The 26,574-nt window shown below is 71.2% G+C and carries 31 protein-coding genes; 3 read left to right on the forward strand and 28 right to left on the reverse strand.

Annotated features, from left to right (window positions below; all coding sequences use genetic code 11):
- Positions 1-340 precede the first annotated feature (340 nt).
- Positions 341-2,032: a recombinase family protein gene (locus tag LV78_RS02975; RefSeq protein ID WP_301305809.1), complete on the forward strand. Its 1,692-nt coding sequence runs from the start codon at positions 341-343 to the stop codon at positions 2,030-2,032.
- Positions 2,033-2,098: 66 nt separating this feature from the next.
- On the opposite strand, the gene LV78_RS02980 is transcribed toward LV78_RS02975, so the two are convergent.
- The 16 genes from LV78_RS02980 to LV78_RS03055 all read right to left on the reverse strand — a co-directional run bounded on the left by LV78_RS02980 (position 2,099) and on the right by LV78_RS03055 (position 14,175).
- On the reverse strand, positions 2,099-2,290 hold the full coding sequence (locus LV78_RS02980) for a hypothetical protein (protein ID WP_253843121.1): 192 nt from the start codon (positions 2,288-2,290) through the stop codon (positions 2,099-2,101).
- 26 nt (positions 2,291-2,316) lie between these two features.
- The gene (locus LV78_RS02985; protein ID WP_425546822.1) at positions 2,317-3,033 is read right to left on the reverse strand and encodes a GP88 family protein; all 717 of its coding nucleotides are present in this window, start codon (positions 3,031-3,033) and stop codon (positions 2,317-2,319) included.
- A gap of 47 nt (positions 3,034-3,080) precedes the next feature.
- Positions 3,081-3,338, reverse strand: a complete 258-nt coding sequence (locus LV78_RS02990; RefSeq protein WP_253843123.1) for a hypothetical protein — start codon at positions 3,336-3,338, stop codon at positions 3,081-3,083.
- A complete protein-coding gene (locus tag LV78_RS02995) occupies positions 3,335-3,496 on the reverse strand; it encodes a hypothetical protein (protein WP_253843124.1) in 162 nt (53 codons plus the stop codon). Before LV78_RS02995 ends, LV78_RS02990 begins: the two co-directional genes overlap by 4 nt.
- Complete coding sequence (locus tag LV78_RS03000; RefSeq protein ID WP_253843126.1) at positions 3,493-4,455, reverse strand: LysM peptidoglycan-binding domain-containing protein; 963 nt, start codon at positions 4,453-4,455, stop codon at positions 3,493-3,495. The genes LV78_RS02995 and LV78_RS03000 overlap by 4 nt, the downstream gene beginning before the upstream one ends.
- Positions 4,456-4,534: 79 nt before the next feature.
- Positions 4,535-4,849: a hypothetical protein gene (locus LV78_RS03005; RefSeq protein ID WP_253843127.1), complete on the reverse strand. Its 315-nt coding sequence runs from the start codon at positions 4,847-4,849 to the stop codon at positions 4,535-4,537.
- A gap of 519 nt (positions 4,850-5,368) precedes the next feature.
- Positions 5,369-7,588, reverse strand: a complete 2,220-nt coding sequence (locus LV78_RS03010) for a hypothetical protein (RefSeq protein WP_253843246.1) — start codon at positions 7,586-7,588, stop codon at positions 5,369-5,371.
- On the reverse strand, positions 7,575-8,372 hold the full coding sequence (locus LV78_RS03015) for a hypothetical protein (RefSeq protein ID WP_253843128.1): 798 nt from the start codon (positions 8,370-8,372) through the stop codon (positions 7,575-7,577). The genes LV78_RS03010 and LV78_RS03015 overlap by 14 nt, the downstream gene beginning before the upstream one ends.
- 4 nt (positions 8,373-8,376) lie before the next feature.
- Entirely contained in the window at positions 8,377-11,136 is a 2,760-nt protein-coding gene (locus LV78_RS03020) for a phage tail protein (RefSeq protein WP_253843130.1), read from the reverse strand.
- A gap of 144 nt (positions 11,137-11,280) precedes the next feature.
- The gene (locus LV78_RS03025; RefSeq protein ID WP_253843131.1) at positions 11,281-11,565 is read right to left on the reverse strand and encodes a hypothetical protein; all 285 of its coding nucleotides are present in this window, start codon (positions 11,563-11,565) and stop codon (positions 11,281-11,283) included.
- Positions 11,566-11,663: 98 nt separating this feature from the next.
- Positions 11,664-11,960: a hypothetical protein gene (locus LV78_RS03030; RefSeq protein ID WP_253843132.1), complete on the reverse strand. Its 297-nt coding sequence runs from the start codon at positions 11,958-11,960 to the stop codon at positions 11,664-11,666.
- A complete protein-coding gene (locus tag LV78_RS03035) occupies positions 11,957-12,580 on the reverse strand; it encodes a phage tail tube protein (protein WP_253843133.1) in 624 nt (207 codons plus the stop codon). Before LV78_RS03035 ends, LV78_RS03030 begins: the two co-directional genes overlap by 4 nt.
- Positions 12,571-13,020, reverse strand: a complete 450-nt coding sequence (locus tag LV78_RS03040; RefSeq protein WP_253843134.1) for a hypothetical protein — start codon at positions 13,018-13,020, stop codon at positions 12,571-12,573. The genes LV78_RS03035 and LV78_RS03040 overlap by 10 nt, the downstream gene beginning before the upstream one ends.
- Complete coding sequence (locus LV78_RS03045) at positions 13,017-13,340, reverse strand: hypothetical protein (protein WP_253843136.1); 324 nt, start codon at positions 13,338-13,340, stop codon at positions 13,017-13,019. The genes LV78_RS03040 and LV78_RS03045 overlap by 4 nt, the downstream gene beginning before the upstream one ends.
- Before the next feature lie 6 nt (positions 13,341-13,346).
- Positions 13,347-13,655 (reverse strand): hypothetical protein, encoded by a 309-nt coding sequence (locus LV78_RS03050; protein ID WP_253843138.1) that lies wholly within the window; start codon positions 13,653-13,655, stop codon positions 13,347-13,349.
- Positions 13,656-13,800: 145 nt separating this feature from the next.
- Entirely contained in the window at positions 13,801-14,175 is a 375-nt protein-coding gene (locus LV78_RS03055) for a phage Gp19/Gp15/Gp42 family protein (protein WP_253843139.1), read from the reverse strand.
- A gap of 90 nt (positions 14,176-14,265) precedes the next feature.
- Between LV78_RS03055 and LV78_RS03060 the strand changes: the two genes are divergently transcribed.
- Positions 14,266-14,790, forward strand: a complete 525-nt coding sequence (locus LV78_RS03060; protein WP_253843140.1) for a hypothetical protein — start codon at positions 14,266-14,268, stop codon at positions 14,788-14,790.
- On the opposite strand, the gene LV78_RS03065 is transcribed toward LV78_RS03060, so the two are convergent.
- The 3 genes from LV78_RS03065 to LV78_RS03075 form a co-directional block, all read right to left on the reverse strand.
- Positions 14,787-14,969, reverse strand: coding sequence for a hypothetical protein (locus LV78_RS03065; protein ID WP_253843141.1), 183 nt, complete (start codon positions 14,967-14,969; stop codon positions 14,787-14,789). The two genes, LV78_RS03060 and LV78_RS03065, sit on opposite strands and share 4 nt — an antisense overlap.
- Positions 14,966-15,967, reverse strand: coding sequence for an SU10 major capsid protein (locus LV78_RS03070; protein ID WP_253843143.1), 1,002 nt, complete (start codon positions 15,965-15,967; stop codon positions 14,966-14,968). The genes LV78_RS03065 and LV78_RS03070 overlap by 4 nt, the downstream gene beginning before the upstream one ends.
- A gap of 161 nt (positions 15,968-16,128) precedes the next feature.
- Positions 16,129-16,638: a hypothetical protein gene (locus tag LV78_RS03075; RefSeq protein ID WP_253843144.1), complete on the reverse strand. Its 510-nt coding sequence runs from the start codon at positions 16,636-16,638 to the stop codon at positions 16,129-16,131.
- Positions 16,639-16,828: 190 nt separating this feature from the next.
- Between LV78_RS03075 and LV78_RS03080 the strand changes: the two genes are divergently transcribed.
- Positions 16,829-17,608: a hypothetical protein gene (locus LV78_RS03080; RefSeq protein ID WP_253843146.1), complete on the forward strand. Its 780-nt coding sequence runs from the start codon at positions 16,829-16,831 to the stop codon at positions 17,606-17,608.
- Here the strand turns inward: LV78_RS03080 and LV78_RS03085 are convergent.
- From LV78_RS03085 to LV78_RS03125, 9 genes are all read right to left on the reverse strand, one after another.
- Positions 17,605-18,591 carry a hypothetical protein gene (locus LV78_RS03085; protein ID WP_253843147.1) on the reverse strand — a complete coding sequence of 329 codons (987 nt, stop codon included), beginning with the start codon at positions 18,589-18,591 and terminating at the stop codon, positions 17,605-17,607. The two genes, LV78_RS03080 and LV78_RS03085, sit on opposite strands and share 4 nt — an antisense overlap.
- Before the next feature lie 5 nt (positions 18,592-18,596).
- Positions 18,597-20,156 (reverse strand): phage portal protein, encoded by a 1,560-nt coding sequence (locus LV78_RS03090; RefSeq protein ID WP_308208670.1) that lies wholly within the window; start codon positions 20,154-20,156, stop codon positions 18,597-18,599.
- A 42-nt stretch (positions 20,157-20,198) separates the two neighbouring features.
- A complete protein-coding gene (locus tag LV78_RS03095; protein ID WP_253843150.1) occupies positions 20,199-21,839 on the reverse strand; it encodes a terminase large subunit in 1,641 nt (546 codons plus the stop codon).
- 85 nt (positions 21,840-21,924) lie between these two features.
- Entirely contained in the window at positions 21,925-22,386 is a 462-nt protein-coding gene (locus LV78_RS03100) for a phage terminase small subunit P27 family (protein WP_253843152.1), read from the reverse strand.
- A 195-nt stretch (positions 22,387-22,581) separates the two neighbouring features.
- The gene (locus LV78_RS03105; RefSeq protein ID WP_253843153.1) at positions 22,582-23,355 is read right to left on the reverse strand and encodes a hypothetical protein; all 774 of its coding nucleotides are present in this window, start codon (positions 23,353-23,355) and stop codon (positions 22,582-22,584) included.
- Positions 23,336-24,058 carry an adenine nucleotide alpha hydrolase family protein gene (locus tag LV78_RS03110; RefSeq protein ID WP_253843155.1) on the reverse strand — a complete coding sequence of 241 codons (723 nt, stop codon included), beginning with the start codon at positions 24,056-24,058 and terminating at the stop codon, positions 23,336-23,338. Before LV78_RS03110 ends, LV78_RS03105 begins: the two co-directional genes overlap by 20 nt.
- A gap of 81 nt (positions 24,059-24,139) precedes the next feature.
- On the reverse strand, positions 24,140-24,412 hold the full coding sequence (locus LV78_RS03115) for a hypothetical protein (RefSeq protein ID WP_253843156.1): 273 nt from the start codon (positions 24,410-24,412) through the stop codon (positions 24,140-24,142).
- Between the two features lie 60 nt (positions 24,413-24,472).
- Complete coding sequence (locus tag LV78_RS03120) at positions 24,473-24,625, reverse strand: hypothetical protein (RefSeq protein WP_253843158.1); 153 nt, start codon at positions 24,623-24,625, stop codon at positions 24,473-24,475.
- Between the two features lie 319 nt (positions 24,626-24,944).
- Positions 24,945-26,201, reverse strand: a complete 1,257-nt coding sequence (locus LV78_RS03125; RefSeq protein ID WP_253843159.1) for a DUF932 domain-containing protein — start codon at positions 26,199-26,201, stop codon at positions 24,945-24,947.
- Between the last annotated feature and the right edge of the window lie 373 nt (positions 26,202-26,574).

The raw sequence follows: 26,574 nt of genomic DNA on the forward strand, positions 1-26,574 counted from the left end.
GCGGGGTCCCTCTTCTCCGTTTGGCCTCCTTTCAGGCAAGCACACTCGTCAAGACGCCGTTTGACTCGGGCGGTCTTCCGGGCGGTGCGGCGGCATCTTGACGAGCGCGCTCGGGCTTGCCCCTATTCACAATTACGGTCAAGTCCATGAATGTTCAAATCAGTAAGCCAGCAGGTTGCTTCCCCTCCGATCCCCCCTTTGGAGAAACGTACCCGATTTCCGGTTTGCGAGATATTCGCGGTTGTGTCGACTACACTGGCACTATCGTGATCGGGGGACAGTAATGGCCATCTTCTCCACTCCTTCGTCGGGTTCCGTGCGCGCGGGCCGCTCGCTCTCGATGCCCCTGTCCGGGGTTATCTACCTGCGTGCCTCGCAGGACCGTTCGGGGGCTGCGGTGTCCGTTGATTCGCAGCTCAAGATCGGGTTGCAGTTCTTCCGCGACAACGACATCAAGCACGTCGCCACGTTTTCCGACAACAACCTGAGCGGTTCGACGTTCGCCACCGAGGTGCGGGGCGGGTACGAACTCACGGTGGACGCGATGCGGTCCGGGCTGGGCAACCTGGTCTGGACGTGGGACTCGGCGCGTGCCCAGCGTGACATCGGGGTGTACGCCCGTCTGCGGGAGCTGTGCAGGGAGACCGGCGGTTTCTGGGCCTACGGCAACCGCATTTACGACATGCGCGATCCGAAGGACAGGCGTGACAGCGCGAAGGACGCGGTGGAGGCCGAGGGGCGTTCGGATGAGATTTCGCTCAACACGCGCCGAGGGGTGTGGTCGCGTGCGGAGCGCGGCGAGCACGCGGGGACCGTCGCCTACGGGTATCGCCCGGTGTACAGCTCGGAGACCGGGAGGTCTTTGGGGTGGGCGGTCGTGGAGGAAGAAGCCGAGGTGATCCGCCGGATCGTGGCGTGGGTGCTGGAGCGGAAGCCGCTGTCCTGGATCGCCCGCGAGTTGAACGGGGAGGGTGTTCCCTGCCCGCACGACCGGCGTTGGGACAAGCGCTACGTGGCGCGTCTGGTGGAGCACCACCGCTATCCCGAGGAATGGTTGCGGCTGATGTCGGAGTTGTCACCGGAGGAATGCGAGAACGCGGCGGCGATCGTCGCCGAGGTGCGCGGCGGGCAGACCCCGAAGGAAGTCGCGCGGGCGCTGAACCGGGCCGGGGTGAAGCGCATCTTCCGGTGCGAGTGGGACGCGGGCAAGGTGCGGGGACTGGCGCTGTCCGCGCCGTCGGCGGGGCTGCGGGTCTACCACGGTGAGGTGGCGATGCGCGAGGTCGTCGACGAGTCCGGCGGGGTCCGGGCGGTGCCCCTGGAGACGCGGTGGGAGCCGATCAAGACCCTGGAGCAGCACGAGCAGGTGGTGGCGCTGCTGTCCGCGCCCGAGCACGGGAAGGTCCGGGACGGCAACCGCGTGAAGTACCGCTGGTCGGGGATCGTGGTGTGCGGGGTGTGCGGCGGCAACACCACGGTGGTCTCGAACGCGGGCAAGTTGCGTATGCGCTGCTATCGGCGTTCGTGTGTGGTGCGGGAGTACGCGCCGTTGGACCTGTGGCTGACCGAGTCGGCGTTGTCGCTGCTGGAGCGGGAGAACGCGGCGGCTTTGTTCCGGCTTGACGAGGCCGACACCGGCCAGGCCCGCGCGGCGCAGCGGAAGGCGCAGCAGCTGCGCGCCCGGTTGGACGGGCTGCGCGCGCAGGCGATGGCGGGCGGGATCACTCCCGAGTCGTTCGCCATGTTCGAGTCGGGGTTGCTGCCGGAGATCGCCCGGCAGGACGAGTTGGCCCGGCGGGTGACGGTGCCGCCGTCGCTGGTGAGCCTGCTGGCCGAGCGGCAGACCGACCTGCGCGCGGTGTTCTTGGGGATGTCGGTGGTGGAGCAGCGGGAGATCCTGCGCACGATCATGCGGCCGAGGCTGCTGCGCGCGTCCCGCAAGCGGGGACCGTTCGACCCCGGTGCTGTGGATCTCGGGGTGCGGTCCGCTCCGGCAACGACCCCGGCGCAGGAGGCCGCCACGGCGGCCTGACCGCGTACCAACGCCAAAGATGGCCCCGCCCCGGTGACCGGGGCGGGGCCATCTGTCTGTGCGGGGTCAGGCCGCGCGGTCGGGCTGGAGCAGTGCTCGCAGGTGCGGGCGCAGGACCGCCGCGACCGTGTCCAGCTGTGCAGGGGTGAGGCGGGGAGCACGTGCGACGTTCGCGCGCGCCGTGTCCAGCTCCTCGGCGGAGAGCAGGGTGCGGGGGTCGGTGGCGGGGGTGTAGCGGAGAGGCTCTGTGGTGGCCACAGGGCTCCTTTCCGGTCCGGGACGGGTCAGCGGTGCGGGGGTCGGCGGGGCAGGCTCCGGCCGCGCGCGTGTTCGGCAGCCTGCCACTCACCGAAGGTGCGTCCGCCGATGCGGTGGCGCAGGTGCGGTTGGGCGTTCTGGGTCATACCGACCGGGCTCGGGCCCAGGACGGCGTCGAGGTCGGTGGCCGCGTTGGTGTGCCATCCGGCGGAGGTGATGGCGGCCTCGTCGGGGAACACGTCGGCGACCCGGTCTCCATGCTCAGGGTCGAGGAGGTGGTCCTCCCGGCCGCCGTAGCTGTAGACCCAGCGGAAGTTCGCGGGCGGGTCCGGCTCGACCAGACGCCGGAACCTGGAGACCTCCTTGGTGTAGCTGTAGAACAGCACGTCCGGGACGGCGCGGGCGATGCGCAGCCAGGCGCTCAGGTAGGCGTCGGAGAAGTAGTCCCCGCTGTCGTGCACCCGCACCGCCCGCCCTCCCCGGAACCGGGGGTGGGCGAGTTCGGCGAGCAGGTCGCTCTCCCACTGCGGCAGGTCGTCCAGCACGCGCGCGAGGTTGCGCTCGTGCTTGGCGAGGACCTTCGGGAACCGGTAGCTACCGTGTCTGGCGTAGCACACCCCGGCGCACACCCCGGCGGTCGGGCAGGTCAGGTAGGTGCGGCCGTCGGGCAGGCGTCCGGCCAGTGCGGGCAGGGTGAAGCCGTAGATCCCGAACTGCCGCAGGTAGCGGTTCTGGGTCAGCAGCCGTTCGGGGCGGCGCGATGGCGTGGTGCTCGCGGCAGGTTCCTCGCTCAGTCGGCGTCCTCGGCGGGGGTGAGCGGACGGCCCTGGGCGTCGCGCGGGTCGGTCAGCGGGGTGACGTGGCGCTCGGTGGCGATCACCACGCCGAAGCTGCCCAGTGCGACCACCACGGCGGTGATCATGCCGGTGACGCCGTCGCCCTGGCCGGGGGTGAGCAGTCCGGCACCGACGAGGCCGGTGACCAGCGCGGTGAGGCCGCCGATGACGGAGGCGGTGAGGCGCAGCGGGCGGGGACGGGGGTCGGTCATGGGGTTTCCTCCTGGTGGGGGTGGTCGCCGCTGTGCTTGTCCATCCAGGCCGCGAACCGCCAGGCGGCCTTGGACGCGGCCCACAGCAGCAGGGCGAGGGAGAGCACGAGGGAGCCGCCGCCGGGGGTGATCCCGGTGGCGGTTTCGTGGGCGGTCACGGGCGGGTGAGCCAGTCCCCGGCGTAGATCCGGTTCGGGTCGGCGATGTTGTTGCGCGAGGCGATGGCGGCCACGGTGGTGCCCCAGCGGGCGGCGATCGCGGACAGGGTGTCGCCGGGGCGGATCTGGTAGCGCTCGCCGCCGCCCGCTCCCCCGCTGGCGGGGACCTGGATGGTGCGGCCCGCGTGGATCAGGTTCGGGTCGGGGATGCCGTTGCGGTTCGCGAGTTCGGCCACGGTGGTGCCGGTGCGGGCGGCGATGGCGGAGAGGGTGTCGCCGGGGGCGATCACGTAGGGCACCCAGCCCGTGGGGGCGGGTGCGGGCTGCTGGGGTGCGGGGGTGGGCGGGGTGCCGAGGATGAACGCGTCGCGCGACCAGCCGGGCAGGGTGGCGTTGCGGTCGACAGGCTTGGGGAAGCCGTGGACATTGCCGCTGCTGGTGTGCTGGTGCAGGGCGAGCCGGGGGTGGGAGTAGTCCGGGCGGCCGGGGTCGCCGTTGTACTGCGCGACCCACAGCAGCACGCGATCGTCGGCCCACTCGTGGGGGCGCAGGAGCCGGGTGAACCAGTTCTGGTTGGCGTAGACCAGCAGCGGCGCGCCGGTCGCGGCGCGGAACCGCGTGATGAACTCGGCGACGAACGGGTTGGGGTCGCCGAGGCTGTTCTCCTCGATGTCGAGCATGGGCCACATCGAGCCCTCGGCGAGCAGCCCGCGGGCGTGCAGGCTTGCGGCGAAGCGCCCGACCTGTGCGGCGAGGTTGCCGGGGTGGGCGTAGTGGTAGCCGCCGACCGCGATACCGACGCTGCGGGCGCCCTCGACCTGCGCGGCGGCCAGGGGGTTGGTGTAGGTGGTGCCCTCGGTGGTCTTCACCGAGCAGTAGGTGATGTTGTGCCCGGCGACTTGGTTCCAGTCGATCCGGTCGCCCTGGTGGCTGGCGATGTCGATTCCGTAGTCGGTCAAGCGCGTCCGATCTGTCGGTGGGCATGGCGAAGCGGCCGGAGCACCGGGTGGTGGTCGGCTCGCAGGTGGTGCCGGGTGGTTAGGCCGGTGGTGGGTAGGGCTCGCCGCGTCGGGCGGCGGCTGCGGCATCCTCGGCGGCCCGGCGGCGGTCGCGCTCGGCGTCCAGCTCGGTCTCCAGGTCGCCCAGGCGGCGCTCCAGCTTGGTCAGCCGGGAGCGCAGCGCGGCGAGTTCGGCGGCGTGGGCGGTGCGCACGCTGGCCAGCTCGGCGGCGTGCGAGGTCTCGCGGGCCGCCAGCGCGGACAGGTACTCGGCGCGGTCGCTGCGATTGGCGGTCATGAGGCGGTGGTTGGCGCTGAGCAGGTAGGCCACGACCAGCACCAAAGCTCCGGCCACACCGAAACTGGGGAGTGCCTCTATTCCCAATCGCCTCCCTCTGTGGTGGACACGACGCGCTAGAAGTGCGTGGCTGCTAGCCTGTCGAAGTTCCTCGCTCTGATGACAAGGGGTGAGGGGCGGAACCGAAAAACGCTCCGCGTAGTTCCACGGGAAGTTCGGTTGCTTCGTCGGCTCTTCCTCGGGGCCGGTCGAGCCGAAGCAACCACTATGGCTTGTGTCCACCACGCAGTACCGGCACCGATCGCCACTAGGCGCTCAGCCGCTCGACCTGATCGCCAGGGGTGGAGTGTGTCGTGCAGCAGTGGGGCGTCCTCGTCGTCGTGGCCGCGGTGACTGTTCTCGTCGTTCTGGTGAGGGCGATGAAGGCCTTCGAGAAGGTCGCGCCGAACGCGCGCTTCCGCGCCGAGTTCAAAGTAGGCAAACACAGCGCGGCGTCACTGGAGATCAGCCCCGTGCGCCCCGACCGGCAGCAGTTGCCCGCATCTCCCGTAGACGCGCCACAGCCTCTCGCCCCGACTACGGCACCCGTACTCCCTCGGCGGCGAGGACGGCGTGGGCGTCGGGGTCGGTAGGCGGGTCGGGGAACAGCCCGACGTCCTCGGGTGGTGTGGGGCTGCTGGTGGCGCGCAGGGTGAGGGTCTGGCGGACCTGGCCGGTGTTGTCGCCGCTGGTGCTGATGCCCACCACCCATGCGGGGGTGTCCAGGGCCGCGCCGGTCTGGTCGACCACGCGCACCAGGTCGCCGAGCGTCAGGCGCGGGTCGGGCAGGATCTCGACCTCGCCGAGGACGGGGAGAGGGCGGGCGGCCATGCCGAGCAGGTGGTTGGCCAGGGTGGCGGCGGTGTCCCAGCGTTGGATCCACGGGGTGGCTGTGACCTGGTAGGTCTGCGCGCCGTAGCGCTGCTGGCTGGTGGTGTCGGTGCGGCGGACGGTGCGAGTGCCGGTGGTGCTGTCCTGGTAAGCACGGGGGGCGCGGATGGCCAGGGAGTTGGTGCCGCCGGTGGTGATCATGTAGACGGTGCCGCCGGTGGCGTTGCGGAAGGTGATCACCAGTTGGTTGCCGTCGCGGTCGGTGGTGGTCTCGATGCCGCCGAACAGGCCGGTGGTGCCGCTGGCAGAGGGTGAGAAGCGGACCCGGCTGGAGGTGAAGGGCGTGGTTGCGGCGAACAGGCGCGGTGGCGCGCAGTCGTACTCGGACGTGCCGTAGTCGAAGGTCAGCGTCAGGCTCTGCCCGGCCGGGATGGAGCGCGTGCCGGTGTCGCTGAACACCTCGACGTCCCCGTCGTGCTCGATGCTCTGATAGGTGACGTCGATGACGTTGCGGACGCTGTCGATGGCCTCGGACACGCGCAGCGCGGCGATCTCGCGGGCGCTGGTGACGGTCAGCGCGGGCTGTCCGGGTGCGCGGAAGCGGGAGTTCGGGCGGTAGCGCAGCAGGCCGTGCGGGTCGAACTCGCAGGTGGCCTGTTCGGCCTGGGCTACGGCGCTGATGATCTCCCACGCGCTGCCCTGTGTGGGCGGGATGGCGTTGAGCTGGGAGGTCAGGCCGGTGACGACGCCGCCGCGCGTCCAGGCGGGCTCGAACTCGCCGCGCCCGGCAGGGGTGGTGATGGTGGTGCAGACCTGCACGGCCTCCACGGGTGCGCCGCCGGTGATCTCCACGTGGGAGAGCTGGGCGTCGGCAAGCGGGACGAGGTCGCCGAGCCAGGCCTCCAGGTAGCCGCCCCGGATACCGGGGCCGGTGGCGTAGATCCGCGCGGAGGGGGTCTTGCCGGTCCAGGACCAGTGCACCCCGACGTGGTAGGTGCCGCGTGTGGTCAGGCCGACGCCGCTGTAGCCCTTGGAGCTGGTGCTGCTTCCGGCGGTGCCGACGGTGATCGTGTTCGCGGTGAGGTCGACCAGCAGGTACAGCGTCTCGGCGACGGAGTCGGTGGCGTAGTGCAGGGACAGCCGCAGCTGGTTGCCCGCCGAGCCGCCGCCGCTCTGCTGAACCCACGCTTCCACCAGCAGGGACCGGCCGCCGATGGTGGTGCGGGTGCGCGGGTCGTAGCGCAGCACGTAGGGCGTGGAGTACGCCTCCAGCGCGCACTGCCACGGCACGTCGTCGGTGAAGCGGTAGCTGATCGGGGTCTGCGCGTGTTCGCGGTAGAAGCCGGTGGAGGGGACGATGCCGCCGTGCATGGTCACGTCCAGGACGCAGCCGGGGCGCGGTGGCGGGCAGGTGAAGATCCCGGCCCGGCGGGCGAGGTGGTCCACGATCCAGGTGCCGGAGGCGATCGGCCCGCCCGTGGTGGACAGCGTTGCCGGGAGGCGCGCGGCGTCGCGCAGGCGTTCGGCGCCGTCGAGGGCGGTGAGCTCGACCAGGCCGGTGACGGCGTCGGCGGAGCGGTCGCGGATGCCGCCCCGGAACGCGGGCAGCGCGTCGTCCGCGACGCCCCAGCCGTGGATCACGGACTGTCCGGGTCGGGCCAGATCGCCCGTGGTGTGGGGGGCGTAGGGGCCGTAGAGGCGGGCGGCGGTGTCGGTGCCGTCGCCGGAGAGGGTCAGGCGCAGCTCTGCGGCGGCGGAGCCGTTGGTGGCGCGGATGGGGGCGGGCAGGTCGGTGTCGTAGGCGCGGTCCAGCGCCCAGGCGGTGATCTGGTCGGTGACCTCGCGCCCGCCCAGGCGGGTCAGGGTGGTGGTGACGCGGTCGGGGGCCTCCAGGGCGGCGACGAGGGCGGGGTCAGCGTCGAGCACGGCGCACCTCCACCAGGTGCAGGGTCATGTCGCGGTGGGGAAGGCGCGGGGTGTCGGCGTAGTCGGTGACGGTCATCGCCGGGCAGCCCTCCCCCAGCGGCGGGACCTCGCCCTCGGCGACCGGCTCGCCCAGGCGCAGCACCGCCCCGCCGATCGCGGTGGGCACGTTCAGCTCGGGGAGCTGGAGCTTGGGAGTGACGACCACCGCGCCCGGCGGTGGGACGGCGGTCGCGACCGGGGCGGGGTCGGTGCCGCCCACCGCCGTGCCGGTGGCGTCGAAGAAGCTCAGCAGGCACCGGCCGCCGAAGGCGGTGGCCTCGGCGGTGAAGCTCACCGGCACATCGGGCACGACCGGGTAGCCGCCCCAGTGGGGGTGCCGGTAGTAGAGCTGGGAGTCCGCGCGGGTGCCGGTGACGGTCAGGACGCCGTCCGGCCGCGCGGCCAGGGTGCCCCACCCCACCATCTGAATCATCGCGGCGGGCACGACGCCCAGGGATTGGCCGGGTTCCAGGAGGTTGGGGGCGGTGGTGGGGTCGAGCACGGCCAGCGGGCCGGGGCCGGTCGCGCCGAGCGCGAGCGCGGCCACCCAGCGCGCGGAGGGGGCGGACAGCGCGCCCCAGGCCAGGGTCAGGCGGCGCGGCGGGGTGGCCAGGCGGGTGGTGGTGATCCCGCCCGACAGCGCCGCGAACTCCGCGACGCCCAGGTCCACGGTCCGGTCGTGCTGTTCGGCGGCCTCGGGGATCTCCCGCAGCCGCCCCAGGGGGCCGATCCACAGCGAGCGCATCGCGTCACCTCCTGGCCAGGGAGCGGTTTCCCTCGGCGGTGGCGCGGGCGATCTCGACCGCGCCCACCTTGACCACCACGGGCCGCTCGGCCAGCCGCCGCACGGCGTCGGTGAACGCGGCCAGGTCCTCGCCCCGCACGGCGGCGCCCGTGGTGGTGGCGCGGGCGGGGGCGGCGGGTTCGACGGTGGCGACCATGGCGGGCAGGGAGTCCGTCAGGTCCGCCAGGTAGCGGCGCACCTGCGGCTCCCCGTCCGCCAGGCCCTCAACGAGGCCGCGCATCAGCAGGTTCCCGTTGCCGCGCAACAGGTTCCGGTCCCGCGCGGGCGGTCCCTTCCACTCCGGGAGCATGTCGGTCAGGCTGCCGAGCTTGTCCTTGACCCAGCCCCAGCCGTGCTCGATGCCTTTCACCAGCCCCTTGATCAGGTTCTTTCCGGCCTCGAACAGCAGCCCGCCCACGTCCGCGAACAGGTCGAAGATCGCCCTGGGCAGGTCGGCGAGCATGGTCATCAGGTCCACGACCAGCAGTTTCGTGGTCGCGACGATCAGGTCCCAGGTGCCGCCGAGGAAGTCGCGCAGGCCGGTCCAGGCGCGCTGCCAGTCGCCGGTGATCAGCCCGATGGCCATGTCGATGACGCCCTGAAGGGCGCGGAGCGCGCCGTCGACGATCTCCACCAGGCGCGCGAAGACCGGCATCACGACGCCGTCGACCAGCCACGTCAGGGTGGGCATGAGCTTATCGACCAGCACGGCCGCCGCCGTGGTCGTGGCCACGGCCATGGACGTCACCGTTTCGGTCGCCCGGACGACCAGCGGCGTCCAGTCGGTGAGCAGCTTGAGCAGCGGCGGAAGCAGCAGGTCCACCAGCTGCTGCACCGGCGTGATCAAGGGGGCGAGGCCGCCGACGACGAGCCCGAGCAGCGCCTGCGTCAGCGGCGCTACCAGCGGGATCAGGGCGATTAGGGTCTTGCCGACCAGGTCGCCGAGCAACCGTCCGATTTGGACCAGGGCGGGTGTGGCGGCCGAGAGCCCGGTGGTCAGCGCCCAGCCCAGCTCGACGATCCCGTCGAGCAGCACCGGCAGCACCGGCAGCAGGGGGCGTAGCGCGGCGTCGAGCAGTTTGCCCAGGGTGGTGACGAGTACGAGGGCCAGCGGCAGCAGGGCCGACAGCGCCGCCAGCAGGTTCCTGCCGAGCAGGTCGGCCACGGGCGTGGCCACGGTGAGCAGCTGCGCGAACAGCGGGGCCAGGACCCGGAGGACCTGCGAGACGAACTGTCCAAAAAGGATGATCAGTGGGGTCAGGCTCTGCGCCATCCCGACCAGGGCCGGGGTCAGGCTGGTGATCCCGGAGACCAGACCGGACCCGACGACCTCGGCGACGACCTGACGCAGGGCCGGTGCCAGCGCGTCGACCAGACCGGCGAGCAGCCCCAGGGCGGGCACGACCAGCGAGGCCGCGACCTGGGCGACGGTGGCCAGCAGCGGCACCAGCGCCAGTAAGAGCTTCGCGACCGGTTCGAGAGCGGGTGCCAGCGACCCGAGCGCCTGGCCGACCACAGGGCCGAGCTGGGCGATCGCGGGCGCGAGGACCCCGGCGAAGAGCTGGCCCAGGACCACGACGAGCGGCGCCGCGCCCACGACTGCGGCGTGCAGACCGCCGAAGACCTGTTCGAGCGTGTGCGCGCCCTGCGCCGAGCGCAGATAATTCGCCATCCCCTCGGAGAGCGCCACCAACGTGCCCAGCAGGCCAGCTCCCTGGCTGTTGGCCGCCGAGAGGATCGAGAACAGGGCGGAGGCGAGGTTGGCCAGGATCGTGCCCAGGTCGCCGAGTGCGTTGAATCCGTTGTCCAGCCAGGTGTTCAGCTGGCCGGACTCGCGGGCGGCGGAGGTGAACGAGGCCAGCCGGGTGGTGGACTCGCCCACGCGCGTGGCGAAGCCGGGCAGGAAGTCCGAGCCGACCACCGACACGTCCACCAGTGCGGCCACCAGCGGAATGGCCGCATCGGAAAGCTGGCGCACGGCGGTGCTGGTGTTGCCCAGCACGTGCTCCACGTCCTCGGCGGTGCCCGCCCGGTCGGCGAACCCGGCCGCCTTGATGGCTGCGGTGTTGTAGCCGCCCGCGATCGTGGACAGCTCGCGGCGCAGCATCGGCAGGTAGCGCCCGCCGAGCTGGGAGACCTGCTGCCCGAGCCCGGCGAACAACTGGGCCTGGACGTCGACCCTGAGGCCGTCCAGCTCCGGCTTGAGTGCCCGCGCGGCGTCGGCGGTCTCGCGCATCGGCGGCGCGAACCGCTCGATCGCTTTCGCGTACTCCTCGGGACTCTCCGCCTTGAGCGCGTCGCCCAAGCCCTCCACGCCGAGCGTGAGCGTCTTGACCGCGACGGCGGCGGCGATCCCGGCCGCGGGCAGCACCAGCAGCGAGCCCGCGGCGGTCCCGGCCGCCGCGCCGAGCCCGCCCACCAGCCCCACCGTCTCGCCCAGCGCGGCGGTCATCGACGTGTACTTCAGGGTCGCGCCGCCGACCGCCGTGGTGTGCGCGGTCAGCGCCCCGGTCGAGCGGGTCACCGCCCGCGAGAGCAGGCCCAGCCCGCGCGCCGACGCGCCCACCGAGCGGTCCAGCGCGGCGCGGATGGTGACGCTGTGCCCGGACATCGAGCGCTTGAGCGCGGTGAACTCGCCCCGCGCCGCCGCCGAGTCCAGCTCGGCCAGCAGGGTCAGCGCCGACTTGTCGCCCTCACGGGCCAGCGCGGCCAACTGCGCGCGCACCAACGCGGTCTGGATCTGCGCGCCCAGCGAGATGTTCGGGGCGCCGCGCTCGGCGTCGTTGATCTGCTCACGGACGTGCCGCCCGAGCCCTTGCAGGCTCGGCAGGATCTTCAGGTAGGCGTGGCCGACGGTCGCCAGGGGGCATCACGCCCCGCGCATCCACACCGCGATCTCGCGCAGCGACCGTGTTTCCGGTTCGGGCTCACCCCCTCCCGGTACGGGAGGGGTGGCGGTGCCCAGGTCCAGCGGGGAGGCCAGCGCTTCCTCGGGCACGGTGGACCCGAGCGCGCTCGCGACCGTGGCCCACAGCAGCGTCACGCGACGCTCCAGCGCGGCGAGCAACAGCTCGGCGCGCGTCCACCCGGCGTCGGGACCGACCGCGCGCCACACTGCGGCGTCGGCGGGCAGCGCCGCCACGACCGCGCACACCCGCCGGAAACTGAGGCTGCCCCGGTACAGGTCGAGCAGGTCCAGGCCGTACCGCAGCAGGTCGGCCTCCAGCGCTTCGGAGGTGGCGTCGCCTGCGATCAGGCGGGCGACGCAGAACGGTTTCCCCGCCCCAGCTCCCGCATGATCGTCTGAGAGAAGTCCTCCGCGTCCCCGGCGGTCCGGGCGAGGTCGCGCCAGGTCAGGTACTGCTGATCGCCCAGGATCAGCCGTAGCGAGTGCAGCATCCGCCCCTCCTCCTCGGCCTCGATCGCGGCCAGCGGGAAATCCGACGCGGAGGGCAGCACGAAGCGCTTGCCGCGCCACATCACCGCCTGCTCGCTGCGGGCGGGCGCGGGCGGGCGGCCGGTGGCCTCGCGGCGCTGGTGACGGCTCAACGGGTCTCCTTGGTAGTGAGGGTGCCGCCGCCGGGCGCGGTGGCCAGCACGGCGGGGTCGTCGGTCAGCCACACCGCGAGCGTTGTGCCGGTGGCTGGGGCGAGTGCGGCGAACGTGAGACCCCACCTGGCCTCCTGCGACCTGCTCCACTGGCTGTCCTGGGTCTCGGAGACCTCGGCGCGCGGCAGGTAGAGCCGGTGGTGGTAGACCTCGGTGGCAGAGAGCGTGTCGACCCAGTCCACGCACAACGCCCGCTCGTCGCCCTTGGGGACGCTGCTGATCTCGGCGCGGTAGTGCCCGGCCCCGGCGGCGGTCTCGGCGAAGACCAGGCCGCCGAAGTAGGCGGACAGCACCGCGCCCTTGGTCTCCTGGAAGACGCTGGCGACCGTGAGTTCCTGGGAGGTGTAGATGTAGCGGGCGGCGCTGGCCTGCTGCCAGTGCTTGATGCCCTCCTTCTCGATCGCCCGGCGCAGCGTGACGCCGTCCTCGGTGGACAGGCCGAGGCCGGTCCACGACGCGGGCAGCGGCTTTCCGGCCTCGGGCGGTTCGCCGGTGCCGGGTGGGGCGAGGCTGATCTCCCCGGTGCCGGGGACGCGGACGAGGGCGGGGCTCAGGGCCAAGCGTGGCCTCCTGGGGGTCGGTGGGTGGGGGTGCGGGCGCGCACCACGGCGGCGGCGGTGGCCAGCGGGCGGGCGGTGTGCGGGTCGATGCCGGGCAGCGGTCCGGTGACCGGTTCGCCACCGAGCAGGCCGGGCGCGGGGACCGGGACGCACAGCAGCGCCAGCGCGATGGCGGTCGCGGCCTTGGCCTCATGCTCGGTGCGGTGCCAGCAGGTCAGCCGGATCACCGCGCGCTGTACGGCGGGCCAGGTCCAGGTGTGGGAGTCCTCGGCCACCAGCAGCCACGGCAGCGAAGGGGGGCCGCCGTCAAGGCCGTCACCCACCCGTGTGGCCACCCGGATGCCCGCCACGGCGGGCTCGGCGCGGGTGGTCAGCAGCGGGCGCAGAGCGCGCACCACCAGATCGGCCACATCCACCGGGACCGGCAACGCGCCGGTCACGACACCTCACCGCCGCTCTCCAGGCCCGCGACCTCCAGCCCGGCGGCCTCCGCACTGCGCTTGAGCAGCCCGTACCGCGCTTCCATGCCCATCCCAGCCGGGTGCGGCACGGCCACGGTGGTGCCCACGCGATCGCGGCCGGGGTCGTCGAAGACCTCGACCGGCAAGGACTCGCCGGAGGTGACGCGGCGTGCGGCGCCGCGCGCGGTCGCGGCGACCTGCTCGACCACCTCGTGCACCGCCGTGGCGAACCCGGTGGAGAGCAGCAGCTCCCGCACGCCGTCCGAGTCGACCCGGAACCCCTCGAACGCGCCAGCCACGGCCGATCACCCGCTCACGTGCTTGAGGCGGGCCTGGTACTGCACCAGACCGAAGCGGGGTTCGTGCACGTCGGGCGCGCCGTCCACCTGGTAGGCGCGGCCCTTCCACTCGACGTGGTCGCGCTCGGCGAGGTGGTCGAAGGTGACCAGCTCCAGCCGAGAGATGACCGGACGACGGCCGGGCTCGGCGGACTCGGTGGACCCGGCGGGGGTCAGCCGTCCCCAGCCGACGCGGCGGGTGGCGTCGGGGCCGTAGTCCCAGGCCGGGGCGGGGTTGTCGTAGGCGTCGGGGACCGGGACGGGGGTGATGATCACGATGCGGTGGGGAAACCGGATGGCTGCTCCGATCAGGTGGGACACGACACGGGGCGTCAAGGCAGCTGGATCGATGGCCGATGGGAAGGGGGCGGCGTCAGCCCTGGGCGAAGGGGTGGCGCTGCCGCGTTCACCCTCCGCAGGCTCAGCCGGGCCAGATGGAGAACGCCCCGCGCGGGGCGGGCAGCGGCGGGCGCAGCAGCTCCAGCTCGTCCTCGGTGAGGTACAGGCCGCCGCCCTCGTGCGCGGCCACCCGCGAGTGCGCGCCGACGGTCTCGGACTTGTTGCCGTCCGGCGGGGCCGCCAACGCGCGCAGCACGGCGGTGGCGATCACACCGGGCGCGGTCGCCGGGGGCGGGTCGGGCAGCTCGGGCACGCGGGCGCGCACGATCGACGAGGCATCGGCGATCAACACCGCCACGCGCGCCCGCTGCCCCTCGGTCAACTCGACCTCGGTACGGGCCTGCACGTCGGCCACGGTGGCGAGGGCTCCCCCTGGCTGCGGCTGGATGTCACCCATTCGTGAAGCACGGGCTGGCTCTACTGTTCGGACGTGGCTTCCTTTCTGCCGGACACACTCCTCGGGTGGGTTCAGGTCGCATCTCCCGTAGTGACGATCGCCGCAGTCATCATTGCCATCCGTGGCAATAGACGTGACACGAGATGGCGGCACGAGGATCTTGAAAGCGAACGCCGACGGCTTGCCTCGTCAGTGATCGCCGTGATCGAGGTTAAACCGCCGGGGGCCGGTAGCGAATTGGGGTGGTTGGATGCAGGAACCCATGACCAAGTGCGATCGGTGGAGGTGCACAACGCGGGCAGTGAGGTGATCAAGAGCATCCATGCGGAGGTGGTCCAGAAAAGCCATGCGGAGGTGGTCCAGGAAAGCACCGGCACGGTGGTGGTACCGCTCTACCGGACCCACAACTTGGTACAGGAGTTGCTGTTGTCCCACTTGGAAGGGGGCGCAAAACATCGCTGGAACAACGTGCGGAGTGCCCCAATTGCCAAGGCCAAGGCCGCCGACGGGTCCAAGGAGATGCGGGCTGACTTGGGCCCACGCATCACCTGGACCGACGCTGCTGGCTGGCGGTGGCAGATGACGGCTAACCGAGAACCCATCCGCCTTGACTAGTCAGCTGCCACTGAGGCTTTGGGTGGGCGGCCCCCGGCAGCCCTGACCCCCAGCTCGGCGGGCAGCCCGCGCAGCGCCTCGGCAGTGGCCTTGTCTGTCACCTCGGCCTCGCCGTCCACGAAGCTCACGCCCAAGTCGTGGACGACGAGCTGTCGGTAGCGGGTGCTGGTGAACTTCACGCCCCACCCCCGGACGCCGTGGGGCCGGTGGTCAGTCCGGTGATCTTGCCGTGGGCGATCTCCGGCCCGTACTCCAGCGAAATCTCCCCGTAGATCTGCGCGCGGTCCGTACTGCCGGTCTTGGCCAGGGGCTCGCTGAACAGGAAGCCCTGGCCGGGCTTTTCCAGCAGGACGGGCGCGCACTGGTCGAGGCTGACCACCTGCACGATGTCGGGGGGCATGTAGCGGTTGAGCATCAGGTTGACGCGGCCGAAGTCCGTCTCGATGGTCGAGACGCTGACGCCGCCGACGTTGCGGGTCTGCTCCTGGTAGTTCTTCTTCGTGACGAACTCCGTGGTGAGCTGCCGCTTCTGCCACGCGCCGCACATCAGCGTGGCCGTCTCGCTGATCTGGATGCCGCCGTTCTCCCAGACCTTCTGCAACAGGTCGATGACCATGCCCTCGGTCAGCGGGGTCGGCGTGGAGTTGGTGATCACGTTGGTACGGGTGGCCTCCAGGATGCCCCTGGTCTTGCGCACCGTGGAGTTGTCGGTGGGCTCCTGGTACTTGCCGACCAGGAACGTGGCCTCTACGTCGCGGGCGATCTGCACCAGCGCCTGTTGGGTCTGCCAGTCCATCTCGTTGGCCACGGCGTTGGTGCCGCCGATCGCGGCGGCGTTCGGGTTGGCCGCGCCGGTCCCGGCGAACATGGCTTGCGTGGCCTGACGGGTGTAGGTCACGCCAATGCTCTCCTGGTGGATCTCCAGGACGTTGCGCTCCTGGCCACGGATGCGCGTCTCGGCCGGTGGGGCGTCCGCGCCCTCCAGGCGCTGGCGGTTCGGGTCGGGGGCGCGCAGGTCGTACACGGTCCAGGTGTGGACCACCGCGTTGGCCCGCCGCCCGCCGCTCAGGCCGCCGATCGCGGACAGGAACGGCGTGTCCGTGGGGGTCAAACTGAAGAGTTCACCGACGTAGTTGGGGCTGTTGTAGGTGTTGGCGATCTCGCGGATACCGGGCAAGAAAGTCCTTATGCGGCAAGGACTCCGGCACCGCGCACGGGCACTGGACGGGGGCGTTCGAGGGGGGTGACGTGCGGGGCTCGACCTCGACCGACCACCTTCCGGTGCGCGGGATGACGGCGGTGCCGAAGTCATGGTGAACGGAGCGGGGAACGCTGGTGTCAGCGCTGCGTGCGGGCCTGCTCGGCGAGCAGGCGGTTCTTCAAGCCGATCGCGGTGGCCCAGTCGCCGCGGGCTTCGGCGTCGCGGATCTGCTCGGCGATGCCGGAGGGGCCGCCGGAGCGCTGGCCCTGCGAGGGGTCGGGGGCGGGGCGGCGCGGGCCGTCGACGCGGGCCAGGTGCGGGCGTTGGGCGAGCACCGCGCCGAGGTCGGCGGTGATGGCGGCGGTGTCGATCCGGCCGTCCTCGGTGAGGTAGCGGTCCCGCTCGTCCAGGTAGCGCGGCGCGTCGGTGGGGTCGGCCCACCCGGTGGCGGCGGCGCGGATCTCCGCGTCCACCGCCACCCGCCGCAGCGCGACCAGCTGCGCCTCGGCGGTCGTGGCCCGCTCCGCCGCGCGCTCGGCGTCGGTCTTGTTCGCCGCCTCGATCTCGTCCAGACGGCGGGCCTTGTCGCGGTGCTCCCGAGCCCGGTTCTCCGCGCTGGTCAGCTTCGTGCGGGTCTGCTCGTACAACGCCCGGTAGTCCGGGACGGAGTCCTTCCCGGTGTCTTCGGACGGCGAGGCCGGTACAGGTGTTCCGGAGATCGGCGGGTTGGCTGAGTGCGTTTGTGTGGCCTGCTCCGGAACGGCGGAGGGCACGTGTTCGGTCAGGAGAACCCCTTATGGGTTGGCAGACAGGCGGGCCAGTGTCCATACTGAAAATATGGACGCGGTCAGTTTGCTCGTCGGCGGAGTGGTTGGATTCGTAGTATCATTGCTTTTGGGCATTCTTTTTCGCGCATGGCAATCCGTGGGTGAACGTTGGGCTCGAAAGGAATTCAAAACCGAACGCTTGATTATTCATGTCGAAGACGACCCGAAAATAATCTGGTCAGGGGCTCCCGATTGGATTGGCGATGCTGTTTACATCGACGATCCAACTCGGATACGTGGAGAAATTCCTGACGACCGAGGCGGTTGGGCGCAGTGGGTGCGCTCGCAAGGTGCGGTCGACGCCAGAAGGACCACCTTGAGGGTCACTCTGCAAGCCAGGACCGAGGCTGCGGTAGTGATCGAGAGCATGGAAGTGAAACTGCACAGGGCAGTACCAGTCAAGCGCGGAGTCGTTCTTGCTCGTGCCACAGGAGGAGCATCCGTAGAGCCTAGGAGGTTCAGGGTCGATCTCGATTGGGGAAATCCACCGCTAGTTACCACCGCAGGAAGAGATGCCGATAACGCTCCCTGGGGAATCAAGATCGCTGCTGGTGACGCGGAGTTTTTTCATATCTGGGCCGAAGCGACAGAGGCGGTCAGATACGAGTGGACCTTCGAGTTGAACCTCCTGGTCGAAGGGCAGCGTGTCGTGGAGTCGATAAGCAGGAAAGGTGGATCTCCATTTGTGACAGTAGGAGTCGGACAACTCCCCATGCGGATCAACTACTCCGGGACTAATAAATGGGATTTCCCTCTTGATGTTCCCGAGAACGAAAAAGCGAAAGATTAACGTGTGTAGCCGAAGCGTTTTAGCTGTCGGATCAGCTCCGCCTCGTCTGTACCCAAGGCATTGACGAGCTGGGCAGCGGTCGGCCGGGAAATCTGAGAGCGGCGGTACCGACCCCCGCCGGACTTGGTCAGCGCGCCGAGCTGGCGGCCGACCCCGCGCGAGGTGATGGCCTCGCGGGTGAACTCGTGCCCGCCCGCCACGAACACCTGACCTGAGCGGCGGGAGTTGACCACGCGGCCGAGGTCGGCCCCGGCCCGGATCGCGGCGGCCCCGCCCTTGCCGAACGCCTTGTCCTGCTGGGCAGGGGTCATGCCGCCGAACAGCGCGTTCGGGGAGTGACTGGTGCCGCCCTCGCGCCACTGCTCGGCGGTGACCGGGCGCATCGTGCAGTCGCAGCGCGGGTGCCGCAGGAACCCGGTCGTGTGCCGGTAGAGCCGCCCGGACAGCAGCACGCACCGCCCGCACGCGGGCAACACCACCACCCGCTCGTACCCGGCCACCTCCGGCTCGACCACCGAGGCGACGTGCAACGCGAGACGTCCGGCGTCGGCGGTCTCGGTGGCCACCTGGGTCAGCAGCCGGGCCAGGCCGATGCCGGAGGCGTCGGTGTGCGGCAGGTCGGCTGCGCGGGCGCGCCGGTAGTAGCCGAACGCGAAGTCCAGCAGCGCCTCCAGCAGCAGGCCGTTCGCAGCCAGTCCGGCGAACGCGGCGGACACGAGCTGCGCCAGCGGCGCGGACACCGCCCGCGCGGCGGCCAGCGTGCCCGCGACGTAGAGCGGCGCCAGCGCGGCGGCCTCATGCTGGGCCTGCCGCACCGCATCCACCACCTGGGGGCGGACCTGCTCCACCCAGGAGGCGGATGCCGCGCGCGGGTCGAGTTGCCGCCACGCGGCCTGGGCCTGGTCGACGGCCGCACGCACGATGCGCTGCTGCGCCCGGTGGTGGCGAACCTCTTCGGTGGTGGCGTCGGTCGGGGCGCTCATGGCGCTCACCTCCCGGCGGGCGCGGGCTCGCGGAACCGGACCGCCAGGGACGGCACGGCCACCGCCGGGTCGAGTCGCGCCGACCCGCGACGAGGTGCAGGCACCTGCACGGGCTCAGGCTCGAACATCTCGTGCGCGTCGTCGGCCGGAGCATCGGGGAGCGGGAACGGCTTGGTGCCGAACTCCCCAGTCTGGTCCCCCACGGCGCGCGAGTACGCCTCGGCGTCCTCGGCCTCCATCTCCCTGATCTGGGTGTCCGAGTAGCCCAGCGCCCGCCGCGACGCACGACGCGGCAACAGCCGGTCGGCGGAGAACAGCTTCACGACGCCGTCGGCCTGGGCGGCGAAGGTCGGCGTGGCGGCATCGGTCCACCGGGCCTCCATGCGCAACGCCTCCTCGGGCACCCGCCCGTCACGCACCCGCAGCACGGTGCGCATGACCTCCTCCCAGCCGTCGCCGAAGCTGCGCTGCCTGCGTTCGGCGCGCTTGATGTGCCGGGACTCGGAACTGAGGATGCCCTCCGCGCTGGCCGGGTTCTCCGTGGCGTAGCCCAGGAAATGAGGCGGCAGCCCGGTCAGCGAGGCGACCAGCCGCGCCAAGGCGTTGAGGGTGTTGTGGAAATTCGACAGGTCGGCCTCGGGGAACTGCCCGACCGCCACCCCGTCCTCGCGCGGGCTCTTCGGCGAGGCCCACAGGACCCCCGCCACCGCCTCCCACGGCGAGAGCGGACGTCCTTGCGCGTCAACGAAATCCTCCTTGTCGAACCCCAACGCCCACCGGCGCGGCATCGCGTGGTACTCGGCGCTGGTCATCATGTCCGTGGCGATCTTGCAGGCGGCGTCGGACAGCGGCAGCACGGCCGCCAGCTCCGAACGCCCGAGCTGCGGCGGGGCGGTGCGGCGGCGGCGTGTGCGTGGCCGGTTGACGATCGGCACCACGGGGACGTGGCCCATGCCGTGCTCGTCGCGCTGGTCCTCGGTCCAGGTGCCGCCGCCGTCCTCGGAGGAGTACCAGACGGTCTCGTTCGGCAGGTACAGCGTCGCCCACGCCTCGGTGGTGCCGTCCTCGGCGTCGTCGGAGAACTGGCGCTTGAGCGCGGCCCTGACCTTGCGGGTGCGCGGGTCCAGGTCGACGTGGACGTCCAACGGCGATTCGACGGTGACCAGCGGGGTGTCCGGCCTGTCCTCGTCGGTGCCGACGATCGCGAACGCCCGCCCCAGCGCCAAGGCGTCGATGTGGGCCTGTTCCGAGGCCAGGTCGAGGCGGTTGGCCTGCCAGATCCGCCACAGCTCAGCGTCGCCCGCGTGCGCTCCGCCGAGCCGGAACCCCGTCACGTCCAGCCGCTCGTCAAGCGCGTCAACGACGAGCATCGGCCAGTTGATCACCACCTGGCGGACCCGGCCGTCGAGGCGGCGGACCAGCTCCGGGTGCATGTAGGACAGGGGCTGTTCGCCCTCGTAGTAGGAGTCGAGCAACTCCAGCTCGGGAAGTTGGGCGTTGTGCAGCCTGGTCAGGCGCGCGATCCACTGGGCGGGGGACAGCGTGAACTTCGTGGTGGGGGCCAGCGGCGACCACCACCAACGACCAGACCCCGGTGGGGTGGTCTCCTAGCCCATGACCACCATGCGGCCGGACTTCTTGGGCTTCGCGCCGCGCAGCTTCCAGCCGCCCACGGCCATCGCGGCGGTGGGCACGGCGTCGATCCTCTTGCCGGTCTTGCCGCGCTCGGGCTTGTCGGGGCGGATCAGGTCGGGCTCTCCGGCGGGGTGGCGGACCTCTACCGCGTCGAAGCACCACGCGGCGACGGGGTTGCCGTGGTGGGACCAGCCCCGCGAGCGCGTCAGGGCCATGACCTCGTTCATCCCCGGCGTCATGCCCCGGTAGGTCTGCGCCACCGGGTGCATCCGCACGCCGGTCCGCTTCTCCAGCCGTTGGCGGACCGGCTCGCCGGACCACTCGTCGTAGGAGATGTCCGCGACCCGCAGCGATCCGGTGTCGGCGAGGATGTCGGCCTCCACCCGGTCGTAGTCGATGACCTCGCCCTCGGTGACGGTGATCCACCCGGCCTGAGCCCATCGGGAGACGCGGCCCTCAGTGCGCACGTCCAGGAACTCGACCCCGGCCTCGGGCAGCCAGAACCGCCACAGCGCGGACGGGTGGCCGTCGATGCCCTCGGGCACCACCAGGCACCACGCGGTGAGGTCGAGCTTGGCGGCCAGGTCGAGTCCGCCCCACGCGGGTCGGCCAGCCAGCTCGCGGCGCAACTCCTCGGGGGTCTCGCGCGTGGTGCCGGTGCACGCGGTGTAGAGGTGCATCGGCATCCACCGGCTCGACTGCGACACCCACTGGTTGAGCCGAAACTGCCTGAAGGTGTTCTCCTTGAGCGGGTCGTTGCGGGCCTCAAGAGCCTCTTCCCGCAGCGCTGCCAGCGACAGGAAGTCGCCGAGGGCGGGGTTGGCGTGGTACCAGTTCGACTCGTCCCAGGGGTCGGCGTCCTCGGGGGTGTTGCGCAGGTACGCGAACCGGTGCGGCGCCCGAGCCGGGTCCGCACTGATCTTCACGAACTCGTCGTGCTCGCCCTTGGCGAAGGACGCCGGGTCGTTGCCCGCCGTGGTGGCCGCGATCAGCAGCGGCTCCAGGCGCGTGCCCATGCCGGTGCGCATCGCGTGCCAAAAATCGCCACTCGGCTGGGTCAGCACCTCGTCGAAGATCACGCAGCTCGGGTTGGAACCGAGGTTGCCCAGCGCGTCGGAGGGCACCACGACGTAGACCGAGTTCGTCCGCTCGTCCACGATGCGAGCCGAGTGCTCGATCACCCGCAGCCGCTTGGACAGCACGGGCGAGAGGGCGACCATCCGGGCGGCCACGTTGAACACCAACTTCGCCTGGTCGGTGTCGCGAGCGCAGCCGTAGACCTCCGCCGACTCCACGCCATCGCCGACCAGCAGGTACAGCGCGACCGCCGCCAGGATCTCGGACTTGCCGTTCTTGCGGGCAAGCTCGATCCAGGCGATCCGGTAGCGACGGACATAGGTCAGCGCCTCCTCGTCCCACCGGACCTCACCGAACAGCGGCCGGATGATGTCCTCGCGCTGCCAGTCGGCCAGGACGAACGGCTTGCGGGCCCATCTGTCCTTGGTGTGGACGCAGATCTCTTCGGCGAACGCCTGCGCGTGATCGGCCCTGGGCTGGCACAGGTGCTCGCCGCGCTTGCGGCAGGTGCGGCCGTCGAAAGTGTGCCCGCACACCGGCAACCGCGCCCCGCTTGGGGGTGTTGTAGTGGGGTTTCGGGGGGTGCCGGTGCGCGAGCGGGTCTTGGGGGTGGCGCGGGGCTTAGCTGAGGAGGCGGCCCGGCCCGCCCTTGGCGCGGTGGTCACCGCCCACCTCCACCTTGATGGACTGGCGGTCGGACGGGGTCAGGCCGAACCTGCTGGCGTAGCTAAGGAACGTGCGTTCGGCCTCGCCCTGGATCTGGATGGCCGGGTTCTTCACCAGCCCACCGGCCCCCTGCACGAGCAGGTGGGAGGAGTTGATCAGGGTGGTCGCCTGGCGGTAGCGCGACAACGCCTCGCACAGCACGAGGAAGGCGTCGACGTCCCAGCTCGTCAGCACCCCGCGCTGCTCCAGCCCCGGCGCGAGTCGGGTCCAGATCGCGCGGGCGTCCTCCGATGCCCAGTCCGGACAGGCGATGTCCTGGACCGGTGGCACCGGCTCGGCGTCGTTGATCCGGTCGGCGCGGTCGCCGTGCAGGATGCGCAGGCCGGTCGGCTTGGCCGCCGGGCCGCGTCTGCCCATGTCGACCACCACCGGCACCGCCGCGCAGGCGGCTTCTCATCGGGCGCGCGGCGGTCACGCGCCGGGGGCGGTCGAGGAGTCAGCGGCGAACCGGGCTGCCGCCGGTGTTGGACCCGCCGGATGCCTGGCGCGGGCGGCGCTGCACGGTGCGGCGGACACCGGCCAGCGCGCGGGAGAAGGCGTTGCGCAAGACGATCACCTCCCTTCGTCGGTCGTGGTGAGCGGGACGTGCAGCACGGCGGCCAGGTGGTGGCCGTCGACGTACTTGTCGGCGAAGGGCGGCAGGCCGACCGCAGACAGGAACGCCTCCTTGTGGGCGCGCAGCGGGAAGCACACGGCGAACCAGTGCGGGGAGTCGGTGACCAGGCGGCCGGTGCCGGGCGCGGTGTCGGCGGCCCGGAACGCGGCGAGCACCGCCTCCAGCTCCATCAGCGAGTCGGCCGCGAGGTCATCGACGTAAGGCAGGCCGTGCAGCGGGTCGGCGGTGCCGATGGCCTGGAGCTGGGCGAGGACCGCCTCGGCGGACAGGGCGTCCGCCGGGGCGGCCAGCGCTTGGAGCGCGGCGAGGGGGTCGACCTCGGGCGGCGCCGCGTCCTGCCCGTCCTCGGGAACCTCGTAGGTCACGCCGAGCGCGCGGGCCAACTCGTCCCCGTGCACCCACCGGCCGTCGACGGGGACCACGCCGACCGCGTCGAGGAACGCGGCGAGGTCGCCCGCGGTGCGGAAGCAGACGGCGGCCCAGTACTCGGAGTCGGTGGCGTTGCGGTAGCGCTCCTCCTCCCGCTTGGCGCGGGCGCGGAACCCCTCGGCGTTGGCGTCCAACTCCTCGGCGGGCTTGTCGCCCTTGGCCGGGCGTTCGGCGTTGAGGGCGGCCAGCAGGTCCACCGGGTCGGCGGGATGCCGGGGGCGGCCCATCGCCCGGAGGCGGGAGAGCGGGTCGAACCCGTGGTCAGGCTGCGTGGCGGGCACGGAACACCTCCAGCGCTGCCATCGGGAACCACTCCAGGATCAGCGCGTAGTCCTCGGGACGGTGCTCGGCCAGCGGCGCGACGAACCGCAGGTCCAGCCCGTCCCACGAGCGACCGAACCACTCGTAGTCGACGGGCAGGCGCGCGCCGTGGTGGGCGATGGCCTCCCGCACGTGCCGGACCTTCCAGTCCCAGACGATCGAGAGTTTGCGGGTGGCCTCGCGCTTGGGCCCGTAGGTGGTCATGGCCATGCGCCGGTTGGGGCTGTCGGAGGCGCGCACCCCGTCGCAGTTCCAGGCGTTCGGCAGGTCGAGGTCCGCCCGGATCATGTCGGCCATCTCCTCGTAGGAGGGCTCGGGCAGGTCGACGGCGTCGATCACCGCCAGGCGCTGGGGTGCCTGGAAGGTGAAGGTGTTCAGCCAGCGGAACAGCGCCGGGTGCGGGTAGCGGTGGATGCGCACGCCGAAGAAGTCCTCGAAGTCGGCCAGCGACTTCTCCACGAACGACATGCCCGGCACGTGGTAGAGGAAGTACGGCACCACCTCCACCCCCGCGTCGCGCAGCGACAGCCACGCCGCCAGGGAGTCCTTCCCGCGCGAGAAGCCGAGCAGAACCGGGTTTCCCTCCTCGCGCAGCTCGGCGAGCAGCTCGGGCGAGGACGGCTGTCCGTCGATCGCCACGAGCCCCTCGGGCCGGTAGGTCATGGGCGGGCACCTCCGAAGACGTGATGCGGAACGGATCGGTGATGCGGACCGCATCACCGGCACGGGGCGGGCCGGGGTGGGTCAGGGCGGGGTGTCGCGGGCGAGCGTGCGGCTGACCGTGGACTGCGCGATCTGGGCGTGGGCGGCGATCTCGTGCTGTGTCGCGCCCAGCTCGTAGGCTTGGCGCACAAGGGATTCGTGCTCGGCGAGCCAGGAGGCGGCCTGGTCGGCGGCCAGCTCCAGCCGCTCCAGCACGGCGGCCAGCGCGCGCCCGGTCTCGCTGTCCGGGGGGACCGGTCGGCGGACGTGGGAGCGGCGTTGTCGGAAACCTGACCGGCCGGAACCGGGCCTCAATGGCTTGTGCCCTTCCTGGCGGTTCAGGGGTCACCCCCCTGGGGTCCGCGCGGGCGGGTGTCACGGGCTGTTCCAGCCGCCTCGGGTGCGGCGGTCCCTGGCGGTGATCCGAGCGTGGCACGGCCCGCACAACCCCCGGCCCCGGTCCGGGTGGTCGGGGTCCAGTCCTGCGGTCACCAGCTCCCGGCGGGTGAGCGGCCAGTGGTCGGCCACGGTGGACCGGGCAGAGCAGCCGGTGCCGGGGTGGTCGGGGCAATCGGTGAGGTCGCAACGGCACACCCGGTCGGCGGGGCGGGAGAGCACTCCGGGCCGGAACCTGCTGCGGTGTCCGGCGGTGTAGCCGCGCTGCGCGCTGGTGCCGTGGGCACGGCGGGCACGGCTTCGGCACGGCGGGCACATCCCGGAGCGGGCGGCGGCGATGCCCGGACAGCCGGGGCGGGAACAGGGACGGGGAGCACGGGCGGGCACCGGCACCACCCCGTGCACGGGACTGCCCCCGGCGGGTGCCGGGGGCAGTCTGGGTCGGGACCGGCTACAGGTCGGCGGTCAGCAGGTTCAGGGCGGTCTGAGCGGTGTTCAGGCTCTCCCGGTGGGGGAACAGGGCGGACATGGCCCTGTCCCGGTCACCCAGCTCCCCACCGGTCTTGGTGGGCTTGATGTTCTGCACCCATGCCAGCACGGACAGCAGAGCGGCCCACCGGGTGCCCTTGATTTTGGCGGTGAGGTCCACCTCACCCCGGAACAGGGCTTCCACCACCCCGGTGCGGGTGTCATAGAGCTTGAACTGAGAGGGCCCGGCAGAGGGCATCGGCTTGTCGTTCAGGACGGTGTCGGCAAAGTCCTGGAACTCCCGGATGGTCATCTTCTTGCGGAGCAGCTTGTTTGCCACCTCCCCAAACTCTTCGGCCATCCGGAAGCACAGATCCAGTGCCTGGCTGGCCTCGGTGATGCGGGAGTCCTGGTTGTTGTTCGGGTCCAGCTCCACCCGGTCGGGCAGACCCGGCAGGGTCACCGGGATCACGGTGTGGGTGCCGGTGTGCACCGGCATGACCCGGACGGTGGACCCCTTGCCGGGCATCAGGGAGTTGACCAGCACGGCCCGGATCTCCACCTTGTCCACCTTGCCCACGGACACCAGGTCCGGCACCCGCACGGTGGCGAAGGACGCCGTCCCCTCCCACAGCGGCCCGGCGGCCCCGGTCTTGGCACCGGGCAACACCTTCAGCAGCTCGGAGAGGATGGCCCCCCGGACATCCACGGACACCGGGGTTGCCTCCCGGTTGGTGTGTGCAATGTGGACGGACTTGGCAGGGTCCTGCGGGTTCATCTTGACCAGGGACCACAGGCCCGGCACCTCCAGCGGGATGGAGGTGTGCTCCACCTCAACCTTCCCGGCGGCACCACTGGCGGCGGGCAACTCCTGCCCCATGAGGCAGTCGGCGGTGTGCTTGACCCCCACCGGCTTGCGGCACTCGGTGCACTTCCCGGACGGGATCACGGCCACCATCGGGTTGGCGGTCACGGTCCATCCGGCAATCCCGGCCTTCTTCAGCAGCTCGGGGATGGTTCGGCTGCTGTTGTTCGCGGTCGCCAGCCGCGCCCACGCATCCCGGTTCCCCACGGTGGAGGGCTGCTGCTCGGCCTTGGTCTCCCCCTTGGCGGCGGTCTTGGCCGGTGCGGCCTTGGCGGCCTTGGTCGGTGCCTTAGCCGGTGCCTTGGCGGAGCTGGGCTCTGCGGACTCCTGAGCGGCCTGCACGGACTCGGCGGCGGGGACCTTCGGTTCAGTCATGGGATTTCCCTAGAAACGGCCTACCCCCTGCGGGGCGGGCGGTTGATCAGGTGAACACCCAAAACATTAATGACGGAACGGCGAGGCCAAAAACGACAGAAAGCGCCAACGCGCCGGACGCGGCGAACCACCCCGTTAGGACGATCGAAAACGTCACGAACAGGGAAAATTAGGTGCACGCACAGGGAAGCGTCTCAACCTGCCCTCGCGCCGGTTGGGCGTCATCCCGGCCGACCGGGTCGCACGCTTCCGCGCCCCACGAGGCGAACCCTATCTACCAGCGCTTATGTTCCCGAGCGTGCACATCGAGCAAGGGCGACTGGCCACGTAAACGGGAAGCTCAACTTCGGAAAACCGAATGAATTTGCGGGAA

Source organism: Actinosynnema pretiosum (assembly GCF_024171695.1).
GTDB classification, from domain to species: Bacteria; Actinomycetota; Actinomycetes; order Mycobacteriales; family Pseudonocardiaceae; genus Actinosynnema; species Actinosynnema pretiosum.

Excerpts from the sequence above, each read along its gene's own strand:
- LV78_RS03080 (WP_253843146.1), top strand. The coding sequence starts at position 16,829 with ATGGACGCGGTCAGTTTGCTCGTCGGCGGAGTGGTTGGATTCGTAGTA.
- LV78_RS02990 (WP_253843123.1), bottom strand. The coding sequence starts at position 3,338 with ATGACCGACCCCCGTCCCCGCCCGCTGCGCCTCACCGCCTCCGTCATC.
- LV78_RS02975 (WP_301305809.1), top strand. The coding sequence starts at position 341 with ATGCCCCTGTCCGGGGTTATCTACCTGCGTGCCTCGCAGGACCGTTCG.
- LV78_RS03100 (WP_253843152.1), bottom strand. The coding sequence starts at position 22,386 with ATGGGCAGACGCGGCCCGGCGGCCAAGCCGACCGGCCTGCGCATCCTG.
- LV78_RS03055 (WP_253843139.1), bottom strand. The coding sequence starts at position 14,175 with ATGGGTGACATCCAGCCGCAGCCAGGGGGAGCCCTCGCCACCGTGGCC.
- LV78_RS03015 (WP_253843128.1), bottom strand. The coding sequence starts at position 8,372 with ATGCGCTCGCTGTGGATCGGCCCCCTGGGGCGGCTGCGGGAGATCCCC.
- LV78_RS03125 (WP_253843159.1), bottom strand. The coding sequence starts at position 26,201 with ATGACTGAACCGAAGGTCCCCGCCGCCGAGTCCGTGCAGGCCGCTCAG.
- LV78_RS03110 (WP_253843155.1), bottom strand. The coding sequence starts at position 24,058 with ATGACCTACCGGCCCGAGGGGCTCGTGGCGATCGACGGACAGCCGTCC.
- LV78_RS03085 (WP_253843147.1), bottom strand. The coding sequence starts at position 18,591 with ATGAGCGCCCCGACCGACGCCACCACCGAAGAGGTTCGCCACCACCGG.